We start from the raw sequence: 12927 nt of genomic DNA, 5'->3' as shown, positions 1-12927 counted from the left end.
GGAGCCCTGCCATGACAACGGCCCCTGCCGCCAAGGCACTTGAGGGCGTGCGCGTCCTCGACATGACCCACGTCCAGTCCGGCCCTTCCGCCACCCAGCTGCTCGGCTGGCTCGGCGCGGACGTCGTCAAGCTGGAGGCGCCCACCGGTGACATCACCCGGGGGCAGCTGCGCGACCTCCCCGACGTCGACTCGCTCTACTTCACGATGCTCAACTGCAACAAGCGGAGCATCACCCTCAACACCAAGACGCCGCGCGGCAAGGAGATCCTGACCGAGCTCATCCGCCGCTCCGATGTGATGGTGGAGAACTTCGGTCCGGGCGCGGTCGACCGCATGGGCTTCACCTGGGAGCGGATCCAGGAGATAAACCCCCGGATCGTGTACGCCTCGATCAAGGGCTTCGGGGAAGGCCCGTACACCAACTTCAAGGCGTACGAGGTCGTCGCGCAGGCCATGGGCGGGTCGATGGCCACCACCGGTTTCGAGGACGGGCCGCCGCTCGCCACCGGCGCGCAGATCGGCGATTCCGGGACCGGCATCCACGCGGTGGCCGGCATCCTGGCCGCGCTCTACCAGCGCGAGTCCACCGGGCGCGGCCAGCGCGTCCAGGTCGCCATGCAGCACGCGGTCCTCAACCTGTGCCGCGTCAAGCTGCGCGACCAACAACGGCTGGCGCACGGCCCGTTGGCGGAGTACCCCAATGACGACTTCGGCACGGAAGTTCCCCGTTCCGGCAACGCGTCCGGCGGCGGGCAGCCCGGCTGGGCCGTGAAGTGCGCGCCCGGCGGACCCAACGACTACGTGTATGTGATCGTGCAGCCGGTCGGATGGCAGCCGGTCACCGAGCTCATCGGCCGCCCGGAACTCGCCACCGATCCCGAGTGGGCAACGCCCGAGGCGCGCCTTCCCAAGCTGGGCAAGATGTTCCAGCTGATCGAGGAGTGGTCGTCGACTCTCCCCAAATGGGAGGTACTTGAGCGGCTGAACGCGCACAACATCCCGTGCGGCCCGATCCTCTCCACCAAGGAGATCATCGAGGACGCCTCCCTCGTCGCGAACGACATGGTCGTCGAGGTCGAGCACCCGAAGCGCGGCCGGTTCACCACCGTCGGCTCCCCGCTCAAGCTCTCCGACTCCCCCGTCGACATGGTCACCTCGCCGCTGCTGGGCGAGCACAACGAAGAGGTGTACGTCGGCGAACTGGGCCTCGGCGACGAGGAACTGCGGCTGCTCAAGACGAACGGAGTGATCTGAGCGATGGTCGGTGTCGAGGCACAGGACCGGGAGGCGGTGCGGGCGCTGCTCGCCGCCGTACGAGCCGAGGGGCGCGACGCGCTCACCGCCCCCGAGGGCAGGACAGTCGCGGACGCGTACGGGATCGCCGTGCCGGGCGAGGCGCTCGCGCGGGACGTCGACGAGGCGGTGGCGCACGCGGCACGGCTCGGCGGCAGGTCCGTACTGAAGATCGTCTCGCCGGACATCCTGCACAAGACCGACGCGGGCGGGGTCGTGGTCGGCGTGGAGGGCGCGGCCGAGGTGCGCGCCGCGTTCCACCGGATCATCGAGAACGCCCGGGCCCACGCCCCCGCTGCGCGCATCGACGGCGTGCAGGTGCAGCAACTCCTGCCGCCGGGGCAGGAGGTGATCGTCGGGGCGGTCACCGATCCCACCTTCGGCAAGGTGGTGGCGTTCGGGCTCGGCGGGGTGCTGGTGGAGGTCCTCAAGGACGTCACGTTCCGGCTCGCTCCGGTCTCCGCCGACGAGGCGATCTCCATGCTCGACTCGATCGGGGCGGCGGAGATCCTGCGCGGGGTGCGCGGCGCGCCGGCCGTGGACCGGTGGGCGCTGGCGGAGCAGATCCGCCGGGTGTCCCAGCTGGTCACCGACTTCCCGGAGATCGCGGAGGTCGATCTCAACCCGGTGATCGCCACCCCCGAGGGCGCGGTCGCCGCCGACATCAGGATCCTGCTGACGACGGAGGTGGCCAAGCCGAGGCGGACGTACAGCCGCGAGGAGATCCTGCACTCGATGCGGCGGCTGATGCAGCCGCGCTCCGTCGCGGTGATCGGCGCGTCCAACGAGCGGGGCAAGATCGGCAATTCGGTCATGCGCAACCTGGTCGACGGAGGCTTCCCCGGGGAGATCCACCCCGTGAACCCGCGGGCCGATGACATTCAGGGCCGCAAGGCGTACAAGAGTGTCACGGACGTTCCAGGTGAGGTGGATGTGGCGGTCTTTGCGATCCCCGCCCGGTTCGTGGCGTCGGCCCTCGAGGAGGTGGGACGCAAGGGCATTCCGAACGCGGTGCTCATCCCGTCCGGCTTCGCCGAGACCGGCGAGCAGGCCCTCCAGGACGAGATCGTGGCCATCGCCGAGCGGCACGGAGTGCGGCTGCTCGGGCCCAACATCTATGGCTACTACTCCACTTGGCAGGACCTGTGCGCCACGTTCTGCACCCCGTACGACGTGAAGGGCCCGGTCGCCCTGACCAGCCAGTCCGGCGGGATCGGCATGGCGATCCTCGGCTTCGCGCGCTCCACCAGGACCGGGGTTTCGGCGATCGTCGGACTCGGCAACAAGTCGGACATCGACGAGGACGACCTGCTGACCTGGTTCGCCGAGGACCCCAACACCCAGTGCATCGCGATGCACCTGGAGGACCTCAAGGACGGCCGGGCCTTCGTCGAGGCGGCGCGCGCGACCGTGCCGAAGAAGCCGATCGTGGTCCTCAAGGCCGGGCGGACCAGCGCGGGCGCCAAGGCCGCGGGCTCCCACACGGGCGCTCTGGCCGGCGACGACGCCGTGTACGACGACATCCTGTGCCAGGCGGGGGTGATCAGGGCGCCCGGCCTCAACGAGATGCTGGAGTACGCGCGGGCGCTGCCCGTGCTGCCCGCGCCGCGCGGCGACAACGTCGTCATCATCACCGGCGCGGGCGGTTCCGGGGTGCTGCTGTCGGACGCGATCGTCGACAACGGGCTCCGGCTGATGGAGATCCCGGCGGACCTGGACGCCGCCTTCAAGGCGTTCATCCCGCCGTTCGGGGCCGCGGGCAACCCGATCGACATCACGGGAGGCGAGCCGCCGGCCACGTACGAGGCGACGATCAGGCTCGGCATGGAGGACCCTCGCATCCACGCGCTCGTGCTCGGCTACTGGCACACGATCGTCACCCCGCCGATGGTGTTCGCCGAGCTGACGGCGCGGGTCGTCGAGGAGTTCCGGGCACGCGGCGTCGAGAAGCCCGTGGTGGCCTCGCTGGCCGGTGACATCGAGGTCGAGGAGGCCTGCGCGTACCTCTTCGAGCGCGGCGTCGTCGCCTACCCCTACACCACCGAGAAGCCGGTAGCGGTGCTCGGTGCGAAGTACCGCTGGGCACGGGCCGCGGGGCTGCTCACCTAGAGCCCTGCCGCAACGAAGGGTTTGGACAGGGGGCGCTGGCCAGGTTCTTTCGACGCCAAGGGGACGACAATGAGCGACAGTTCCACATCCGGGGAGCCACGGTACGCGGCGGGTGTCGCCTACCGGGAAGTCACGGACAGCAAGGGCCGCGTGTATCGCGTCGGCGAGAGCGATCGCGATCTGCTGGGCCACAGCCGCAAACTGATGGTTTACCTGCCGTGGATCGCGATGATGGCGATCAGCGTGTCCGAGTACGCCTACGGTTCCGCCGAGGACACCCTCTCCGAGGCCCACGGCTGGACGCAGAGCAACACCTTCTGGATTCTGAGCGTCTGGGTGTTCTTCCAGGCGGGCATCGCCTTCCCCGCGGGCTGGATGCGGGAAAAGGGCATCCTCACCGCCCGACGGGCCATGTACATCGGTTCGGCACTCTGCCTCCTCGGCTTCTTCGCACTGTCCCACCTGCACAACGTGCTCGCCGCGATCTTCGGCTTCGGCGTCGTGGGCGGGGTGGGGTCCGGACTCGTCTACGCGACCTGCATCAACATGGTCGGCAAGTGGTTCCCGGAACGGCGCGGCGCCAAGACGGGCTTCGTCAACGGCGGCTTCGCCTACGGCTCGCTGCCCTTCATCTTCATCTTCAACTACGCCTTCGACACGGCCAATTACAACGAGGTCCTCGACCTCATCGGTGTCTATGTGCTGATCGTGGTGGCGGCCTGCGCCTGGTTCTTCAAGGACCCGCCGAAGAACTGGTGGCCGGCGGAGATCGACCCGCTGAACTTCTCCGGCAACGCCAAGAGCGCGGCGAGCCTCGCGAAGAACCCCCCGGCGGCCAAGCAGTACACCCCGAAGGAAGCCATCAGAACGGGCATGCTGCCGCTGATGTGGATCACCATCGTGATGACGGCGGGCGTCTCCATCTTCGGCATCTCCTTCCAGGTGGACTACGCGAAGGAGGTCGGCTTCGGCCCGCTGGTCGCCGCCTCGTCCATGGGCGTCATGGCGGTGATCAACGGCATCGGCCGGGCGGTCGTGGGCTGGCTGTCCGACCTGTGGGGCCGCAAGCCGACCCTGGTGTTCGTGATCGTGGTCCTGGGGCTCGCGCAGTTCGGCGTGATCTGGGCGGGCACCATCCATAGTGAGTGGCTGTTCCTGTTCTTCGCCTTCCTGTCGGGCTTCGGCGGCGGCGCCTTCTACCCGATGTTCGCGGCACTGACCCCGGACTACTTCGGCGAGAACTACAACGCCTCCAACTACGGCCTGGTCTACAGCGGCAAGCTGGTGAGCGGCCTGTTCGGCGGCGGACTCGGCTCGATGGTCGTCGACGCGTGGGGCTACGACGGCGCGTATGCCCTGGCGGGCGGCATCTCGATGGCGGCGGGCTGCATGGCCCTGCTGCTGCGACAGCCCGGCCGGACCAGGGTGCGGGACATCGCGGCCAACCCACAGCCCATCAGTCGGGAGGTGGTGTAGGCCCCTATGTGTGCAGGGCCGCCCCGGAGCTGAGACACACCGGGGCGGTTTCGTTCCCCTGGGCCAGGGTGTCGGCCGCACATGAGACGGCGCCTACGCCTACCTCACCAACCAGGTACCGCCCGAGACCAACGCCCGCCGCATCCCGCTCATCCTCGGCATGTGCGGCTTCCTCACTTGTGCCCTGGCCATCCCCGGAGTCTTCACCACGGACGGCGTCGCGTTCGGCGAGTCCGTGATCGCCATCGGTGTCGGCGCGGGCGACCTCAGGCTGGACTGGGGCCTGTTCGGCGGCGCGGCCCTCGCCCTGGCCCTGGCGACCGCGCTGTGGTGGACGTACTTCATCCGCGACGAGGAGGCCGCCGAGCAGGCACTGCGGGCGGTGACCGGGCCGGCCAGGTTCCGGGCGACGATGCTCGCGTACTACTACAGCTTCGTACCGATGCTGCTCGTGCTGCTCGTGCTGCTCGGCGTCGCGGTGCTCGCGGCCGGAGTGAAGAAATCCATCGGCCACCTCCCGGACCACCTGCCCACCGCGCCCGCCGTCGCGCTGGCGGGCGGCGTGGCGCTCTTCCTGGCGGGAAACGTCGCGTTCCGCGCGGTGCTGCACATCCCGCCCCTCCGCTTCCGCGCGGCCGGCGCCGCGGCGTGCATTGCCACGATCCCGCTCGGCACGTGCCTCTCGTCGCTGGCCGAGCTGTTCGCCCTGGTGCTCGTCGTGGTCGCGATGCTGCTGGCCGAGGCACGCTGGGCGCCTTGCCCGCACGACGACGCCAGGGGAAGCGCATGATTCTGGTCAGCGGCGCCTCCCCTTTCCCGCCTAGCCCGGCCCGACCCGGGCGGCGGACGTGGGCCGCCGGATAACAGGCTCCTTCTCGCACCACAGCCGCACCGGGCGGAAACGGTCCGTCAGCCCCGCAGCTGAGTCAGGAAATCGACCAGCGCGGCATTCACTTCCTCGGGCCGCTCCTGCTGAGTCCAGTGGCCGCAGCCCGGCAGCATGACCGGTTCACGGCGCAGGCTGGGCATCAACTCCGGTAGTTTCGCGATGAGTTCGGGCGTCCCCGGGAATGCCGGGACCAGGTCACGGTCGCCGTACACGTACAGTGCGGGCACACTGACGACCGCTCCCTGCCAGGCGGCGGTGAGCTCCCAGTTGCGGTCCAGGTTGCGGTACCAGTTCAGGGCGCCGGTGAAGCCCTTGGCGTAGCTCTCGGTGAGCTCGTCCAGGTCCGCCTCGGTGAGCCAGTCCGGCAGCGCCTCGGGGTCGGTCATGTCCGCGAGCCAGCCACGGCCCGGATCGGCCACCAGCGCCTGATCGGGGCGGCCCGCGTCGGGTGCGTCGCCGGAGGCGGAGTAGAACAGCTTGCGCAGAGCGGTCCGGGTGTCCTTCGCGAACTCGGCGTCGGCCACCCCGGGCCGATTGAAATAGTTCCAGTAGAACCGACCACCGAACCGTTCCTGCATGGCCGCCAGCGGCGGACGCGCCCCGCGGAACGGTGGCGGCACACTCAGCCCCGCCACCCCCCGCACGACGTCGGGCCGAAGCAGCGCGGTGTGCCAGGCCACCGGTGCGCCCCAGTCATGTCCGACGACAAACGCCCTCTCCTCGCCCAGCGCGTGGATCAACCCGACCACGTCCCCGACGAGATGGANGTGGATCAACCCGACCACGTCCCCGACGAGATGGAGGATGCTGTACGCGTCCACGTCCTCCGGGTGATCACTGCGGCCGTATCCGCGCTGGTCGGGGGCGACTACCCGGAACCCGGCGGCAGCCAGCGGGCCGAACTGGTGGCGCCAGGAGTGCCAGGACTCGGGGAAGCCGTGCAGCAGTACGACGAGCGGGCCCTCGCCCTCCTCCGCGATGTGCAGCCGGATACCGTTCACGTCGATCATGCGATGCTCAACCATGGGCCGAGCATACGCCTGCGTGTTACACGTAATTATGGACTCGCCCGCAGGCGAACCCGACGTCCAGGGCAGGGAGTTGCCCGCCCCGGCGGCAGCCCGTGCCGCCACCGCGGGTCTCCGCCCCTTCGTACCCCGTCATACATCGGTTGCCCGGGAAGGCATGGGCACCCCACGACGCCGACCGGGACGCCGTTTCATATTTCACAGGCCCCAACCACAAACGATGGGAAGGTAAAGCACCATCATCGATCAAGTGAAGAGAAGGGATTGCCAATGGCGTCGCGCACGGCGTCGGCAAGGGGAGTCCCTCGCGGCGCATCGCGGGAGCAAGTCCCATGACAGAGAGGCATGTTGTGCGCCCCGCGGCGCCACCGTACGCCCCCACTCAACCAGCCTCCAAGTTGATCGAATGTCCCATTCATCTGGGATTTTGCCAACTATTCCATCTGCCATCAACAGGCAAAGCACTGGTAAGGTTTGATTGCTGCTGCGAATCCGACTGCGGCGCAGTGGTGTGGCGTATCGCCCCGAGGACGTGGCGCTGAAGAATCGCCGCCGCACCCCTTCACAGTTCTTGACCGACCCGACCACACCGCGCCCCGGCTGAAGCCGCGCAGGCGCAGGAGGCAGGCCATCATGAAGTCACTGATCGACAAGCCGCGTTCCTTCTCCCCCACGCACGCGGCCGACCCCCGGCATACGGAAGGCTTCCGGTCGCGTACCGGCGCGCTCAGAGCGCAACAGGCGCAAGACGGCGGACTGTTGTTCAAAGCCCTGTGAACCGGGCGGGCACGAATTCGGGGGGACCCTCGCTCATGCTGTGCGCTTTCAAGAATCCTGCTGTCCTGCGCCAGGACGCGCTCGCCTCGCTCGTCGTGTTCCTGGTGGCCCTGCCCTTGTGTGTGGGCGTGGCCGTGGCATCGGGCGTGCCGGCCGAACTCGGCCTGATCACCGGTGTCGTCGGCGGGCTCGTCGTGGGCTTCCTGCCAGGGAGCGCGCTCCAGGTCAGCGGCCCGGCGGCGGGCCTGACCGTCCTCGTCTTCGAAGCCGTCCGGGAGTTCGGACTGAGCATGCTCGGCGCCATTGTGCTGGCCGCCGGAGTGCTCCAGATCGGCCTCGGCCTGCTGCGGTTCGGCCGCTGGTTCCGGGCGATCTCCGTCTCAGTCGTCCAGGGCATGCTGGCCGGCATCGGACTCGTGCTCATCTTCGGGCAGCTGTACACCATGGCCGGCGTCCACCAGCCGCGCTCGGGCCTGGAGAAGGTCTTCGGCATCCCGGGTCTGGTCGGTGACATCGCCACCAGCCGCTCCGCGCTGACCGCCTTCGCGACCGGCCTCGGCACCATCGTCGTGCTCGTGGGGTGGAAGAAGCTGCCCGCCAAGGTGCGGCAGATCCCTGCGCCGCTGGCCGCGGTCGCCCTCGCCACCGCAGGCACGGCGATCGGTGGCCCGGACGTCGCCCACGTGAAGGTGCAGGGGCTCTTCGAGGCCGTCCAGCCGCCCGGTGCGAGCGACCTCGGCTCATTGGGCAGCGTCGCGGTGCTCGGTACGGTCCTCGCTTTCGCCCTCATCGCCTCGGCGGAATCGCTGTTCAGTGCGGCAGCGGTGGACCGTATGCACGACGGCCCGCGTACGCACTACGACAAGGAGCTGGTCGCCCAGGGCGTGGGCAACACGGTGTGCGGCGTGCTCGGGGCCCTGCCGCTGACCGCGGTCATCGTCCGCAGCTCCGCCAACCTCCAGGCAGGTGCGACGACGAAGGTCTCCCGCATCCTGCACGGGCTGTGGTTGCTGCTGTTCACCGTGCTGCTGCCCACGGTGATCGGGATCATCCCGCTCGCGGCACTCGCGGGCGTGCTGGTACACGCCGGCTGCAAGCTGATCCCCGTCAAGGAAGTACGCCCGCTGTGGCGCGAACACCGCGGCGAGCTCGTCGTCCTCGCCATCACGGGCGTCGCCATCGTGACGACGAGCATGTTCGAAGGCGTGGTCCTGGGCCTGGTGCTGGCCGTGGCGAAGTCGGCGTGGGAGACCTCCCACATCCACCTCGACACCCGCGAACTCACCGGTGGCAGGCTGGTGGTGGCCCTCACCGGCAACCCCACCTTCCTCCGGCTTCCCCGCATCCTGCAGACGCTGGAGGCACTGCCGAGGAATCAACCCATCGAACTCGACCTGACGGCCGTGCGGCACCTGGATCACGCCTGCCGCGCTGCCCTGCAGAACTGGGGCGCCCGCCACCACACCACGGGCACCGAACCCGTGCGGATCAGAGTGCCGGCCACGGAGAACGACTCCACCAGCGCGTCGGCGGGGGCGGCCGGCCGATCCGCGTGACAGGGCCCCTCGGTCGGTAGCCGGAGGTTCCAGTACCGGGACGGTCCGCAGGCGACAACGCGGAACGGCCCGGCACGCCTCCGTGGACGGCGGGCCGTGGCTGCCGGCCATCGAGAACCCGGACTTGGGCCGGACGGGGTTGCCGGCGGGCGGAACGGACTCGGACAACGCCTTCCGGGCGGGTCGGCGGGGTCAGCCCCGCTCGGCGCGCTCGTGGTAGGTCGTGCGCGTGTGCTCGGTGTGGGCGCGCATGACCTCGGTGGCCCGCTGCTCGTCGCGCGCCGAGATCGCCGCGATCAGGTCCCGGTGCTCGATCCAGGACTGCTTGCCCCGCCGGCGGGCGACCGGGGTGTAGTACCAGCGCACCCGCCGGTCGACCTGGCCCGCGAGCTCGGCGAGCACCAGGTTCCCGGCGAGTTCCATGACCTTGGCGTGGAACGCGGCGTTGGTGGCCACGGCCAGGTCCACGTCGTCGTCCGCGACGGCCCGCTCGCCCTCGGCGCACAGCTTCTCCAGGGCGGCGATCCCGGCCGAACCGGAGTTGGCCGCGGCGAGCCGGGCCGCCTCGGCCTCCAGGAGCGTACGCACCGAGAGCAGTTGGTCGGCCTCCTCCTCGGTGGGCTCGTGGACGAACGCGCCCTGCGCGGGCCGCAGGTCGACCCAGCCCTCGGTGTTGAGCCGCTGGAGCGCCTCGCGCACCGGTTGCCGGGACACCCCGAGGTGCCCCGCGAGCTCGCTCTCCACCAGGTGCTGGCCGGGGCGCAGGGCCCGGGTGGTGATCAGCTCCAGGAGAGCCTCGTACACGCGCTCACGCAGCGGCCCGGGTCGCTCCAGCTTGGGCACGGTTCCCTGCGGCAGTCCTGCGGACAACATCGGTTCCCCCTCCTGCACCACGGGCTTCGAGCCGGTCATGGAAATTGGCTATCGTCTACAGTCTACCGAGCGCAATCCCCTGGCACATGCGTCGTCCGGATTCGGTTGCACAGGTCCGGGGAATGGCCTGGATCTGCCACGAAGCCGCTCGCGAAGCCCGCTTTCCCGCCGCTCCCGACACCTCTCTTCGCGCCGCTGTTCGTGTCCCGCTCGGCGCCTCGGGTGCCGGCCCCGCCCGCGCTGTGGAGGGTGCCTGTCACACCTCGCCGACTGACAAATGTCCTGGCGTTCCCGGGACAGCGATCTCTGCCGCCCAAGTGCCCACCCCCGGCACGCTGTTCCTGTCGCCGAGAACTGGACCGGGGAGACCGTGATGAGCAGCAGCCGCAACCCGTTGGTGGACAGCCTGACGCCGTTGATCGTCGAGGCGGGCGTGCCGCTGGCCTCGTACTACGTGCTCAAGGCCGCGGGGCTGGGCACCTTCGCCGCGCTGGCGCTCAGCAGTGTGCTCCCGGCGGTGCGGACGGCGTGGAGCGCGATGAGGAGCCGCAGCCTCAACCGCCTCGCCGCGCTGGTCCTGGCGGTGAACGTGGGGAGTCTGGCGCTCTCGGCGGTCAGCGGCGACCCCCGGCTCATGCTGGCCAAGGACGGTGCACTCAGCAGCGTGGTCGGGATCGGCATCCTGCTCTCGGCGGCGGCCGGCCGGCCCCTGATGACGTCCGCGCTCAAGCCCTGGATCACCAGGAACTCTCCGGACAAGGCCGCCGCCTGGGACCGGCTGATGGCCGGGAACGCACGATTCCGCCGTTGCGAGACGCTGTTCTCCGTGGTGTGGGGCGGGGCTCTGCTGGCGGAGTGCGTGGCCCGTGTGGTGGGGGCGTACACGATTCCGGTGGAGACGATGGTGGGGCTCGGTACGGTCATCCTGGCCGTCGCCGTCGGGGCGGCGGTCGTGATCTCCGGGGCGCTGGCGGCCGGCCCGATGGAGAAGATGGTGGAGGCGGAGGCCGCGGCCCGAAAGAACTCCTCCGCGACGGCTTCCACAGTAGTGACACATGGGGTCATTTGTACGTCGGTGGGTACCGGAGCCCCCTGAGACGGCGCCGTCCCCGCGGCCGGACCCATCGCATCCACCCGATCGGCGCGACCCTCCTCAGGAGGGCGCCGACGGGCGCGCCCCGCGCGGGGGTCCGGAAGGAGGTATCCGGCCCGGCAGTCGGGCAGTTGACGTGTCGCTCTTCTCCGCCGGGCGGAACTCGGGCGGTCCGCTGATCGTCCTACACCACATGCCTTCCACACTTGTTCTCGGTATCGACCCGCACACAGTCCCCGGCATGGACGGCGACGCCCTGCGCGCGGATCTCGACAAGGAGCTGGCCCGCTTCGGCGAGCACGGCATCGATGCCTCCATGGCTCTGATAGCGCTGGACGATACGGCCGAGTCCACGGTGATCGGCGCGCTCACCGCGCAGGCGTGGGACGTCGTCGTGATCGGGGGCGGAATCCGCAAGCCCGAGACGCTGCTCGTCTTCTTCGAGCTCGTCGTGAACCTGGTCCGCCGGCACGCCCCGGCGGCCGCGATCGCGTTCAACAGCAGCGGGGGCGACAGCGTGGAGGCGGCCGAGCGCTGGCTCTGAACTCCCGGCTGCCCGGTGCTTGGGCAGGAGGCACTGACAGTGCCGGGTGCGACAGTGACGACATGGTTGCGATCACAGTCGCGACGGAGCCGGATGGGCCCGCGCGAGCGAGGGCTGGAACGCCGGGCTCGACTGGGAGCGCCTTGACATCGAACTCCCGGCGCCCGTGCCACCGTTGGAGCTCGGCGACGAGGATCGCGGGCTGCTGGAGGCATGGGTCCGCGAGGTGATCGTGGGCGGCTGTGCGACGCGTCAAGAGCTGGCGGAGCCGGCCGAGGACTATCTCGTGACCCGGGCTCGCCCTTGTGACCGGGGCCCGCCCCCGAGCCCCGGGCCCGTCACGGGCAGCGTACGACCTGCCCCGCGTACGAGAGGTTCCCGCCGAAGCCGAAGAGCAGGACGGGGTCGCCGGTGCTGATCTCGCCGCGTTCGACCAGCTTGGACAGGGCCATCGGGATGCTCGCCGCCGAGGTGTTCCCGGATTCGACGACATCGCGGGCGATGACGGCGTTCACGGCGCCGATCTTGCGCGCGACGGGTTCGATGATCCGCAGATTGGCCTGGTGCAGGACCACCGCGGCCAGGTCCTCGGGGGTGAGCCCGGCGCGCTCGCACACCTCCCGGGCGATCGGCGGCAGCTGGGTGGTGGCCCAGCGGTAGACGGACTGGCCCTCCTGCGCGAACACCGGCGGGGTGCCCTCGATGCGTACGGCATGCCCCATCTCGGGCACCGAGCCCCACAACACCGGGCCGATCAGCGCTTCTTCGCTCGCCTCGACGACCGCGGCGCCGGCTCCGTCGCCGACCAGGACGCAGGTGGTGCGGTCGGTCCAGTCGGTCACCGCCGTCATCTTGTCCGCGCCGATGACCAGCGCGCGCTTGGCGGTGCCGGTGCGCACCAGGCTGTCGGCGGTGGCGAGCGCGTGCGTGAACCCGGCGCAGACCACGTTGAGGTCCATCACCGCGGGCGAGCCCATGCCGAGCCGGGCGGCGACCCGGGCGGCCGTGTTCGGCGAGCGGTCGACGGCCGTGGAGGTGGCGACCAGAACCAGGTCGATGTCGGCCGGGGTGAGCCCGGCGCCGGCCAGCGCCTTCGCTCCGGCGTGCGCGGCCAGCTCGTCCACGGGCTCGTCCGGGCCGGCGACATGGCGGGTGCGGATGCCGACCCGGCTGCTGATCCATTCGTCACTGGTGTCGACCAGCTCGGCGAGGTCGTCATTGGTGAGCACCTTGGCGGGCTGGTAGTGCCCGACGGCGACAACGCGCGAGCCTCGCATGCCGGTCATG

Annotated in this window: 11 protein-coding genes; 8 read left to right on the top strand and 3 right to left on the bottom strand. The window is 69.9% G+C overall.

Going from position 1 to position 12927, the window contains the following annotated elements; translation table 11 throughout:
- The first annotated feature begins 11 nt into the window (after positions 1 to 11).
- From frc to ABD346_RS14715, 4 genes are all read left to right on the top strand, one after another.
- Complete coding sequence (gene frc / locus ABD346_RS14730; RefSeq protein ID WP_344375094.1) at positions 12 to 1256, top strand: formyl-CoA transferase; 1245 nt, start codon at positions 12 to 14, stop codon at positions 1254 to 1256.
- Between the two features lie 3 nt (positions 1257 to 1259).
- Positions 1260 to 3404 (top strand): acetate--CoA ligase family protein, encoded by a 2145-nt coding sequence (locus ABD346_RS14725; RefSeq protein ID WP_344375093.1) that lies wholly within the window; start codon positions 1260 to 1262, stop codon positions 3402 to 3404.
- Between the two features lie 69 nt (positions 3405 to 3473).
- Entirely contained in the window at positions 3474 to 4880 is a 1407-nt protein-coding gene (locus ABD346_RS14720; protein ID WP_344375091.1) for an OFA family MFS transporter, read from the top strand.
- Positions 4881 to 5040: 160 nt separating this feature from the next.
- Positions 5041 to 5670, top strand: a complete 630-nt coding sequence (locus ABD346_RS14715) for a low temperature requirement protein A (RefSeq protein ID WP_344375089.1) — start codon at positions 5041 to 5043, stop codon at positions 5668 to 5670.
- 119 nt (positions 5671 to 5789) lie between these two features.
- On the opposite strand, the gene ABD346_RS14710 is transcribed toward ABD346_RS14715, so the two are convergent.
- Positions 5790 to 6794, bottom strand: coding sequence for an alpha/beta fold hydrolase (locus tag ABD346_RS14710; protein ID WP_344375088.1), 1005 nt, complete (start codon positions 6792 to 6794; stop codon positions 5790 to 5792).
- Between the two features lie 636 nt (positions 6795 to 7430).
- On the opposite strand from ABD346_RS14710, the gene ABD346_RS14705 reads away from it, so the two are divergent.
- Positions 7431 to 7574, top strand: a complete 144-nt coding sequence (locus ABD346_RS14705) for a hypothetical protein (protein WP_344375086.1) — start codon at positions 7431 to 7433, stop codon at positions 7572 to 7574.
- Positions 7575 to 7609: 35 nt separating this feature from the next.
- A complete protein-coding gene (locus tag ABD346_RS14700) occupies positions 7610 to 9130 on the top strand; it encodes a SulP family inorganic anion transporter (RefSeq protein ID WP_344375084.1) in 1521 nt (506 codons plus the stop codon).
- 192 nt (positions 9131 to 9322) lie between these two features.
- Here ABD346_RS14700 and ABD346_RS14695 read toward each other — a convergent pair whose 3' ends face one another.
- Positions 9323 to 10003, bottom strand: a complete 681-nt coding sequence (locus ABD346_RS14695) for a GntR family transcriptional regulator (protein ID WP_344375083.1) — start codon at positions 10001 to 10003, stop codon at positions 9323 to 9325.
- A gap of 373 nt (positions 10004 to 10376) precedes the next feature.
- Here ABD346_RS14695 and ABD346_RS14690 point away from each other — a divergent pair, with 373 nt between their 5' ends.
- A complete protein-coding gene (locus tag ABD346_RS14690) occupies positions 10377 to 11099 on the top strand; it encodes a VC0807 family protein (protein ID WP_344375082.1) in 723 nt (240 codons plus the stop codon).
- A 190-nt stretch (positions 11100 to 11289) separates the two neighbouring features.
- The gene (locus ABD346_RS14685) at positions 11290 to 11640 is read left to right on the top strand and encodes a hypothetical protein (protein ID WP_344375081.1); all 351 of its coding nucleotides are present in this window, start codon (positions 11290 to 11292) and stop codon (positions 11638 to 11640) included.
- 338 nt (positions 11641 to 11978) lie between these two features.
- Here the strand turns inward: ABD346_RS14685 and ABD346_RS14680 are convergent, their stop codons facing one another.
- Complete coding sequence (locus ABD346_RS14680; protein WP_344375157.1) at positions 11979 to 12917, bottom strand: beta-ketoacyl-ACP synthase III; 939 nt, start codon at positions 12915 to 12917, stop codon at positions 11979 to 11981.
- Positions 12918 to 12927 lie beyond the last annotated feature (10 nt).

The organism is Streptomyces mauvecolor (assembly GCF_039532965.1).
In the GTDB taxonomy this organism is placed as follows: Bacteria; Actinomycetota; Actinomycetes; order Streptomycetales; family Streptomycetaceae; genus Streptomyces; species Streptomyces violascens.
This window is presented reverse-complemented; position numbering and strand designations above follow the sequence as displayed.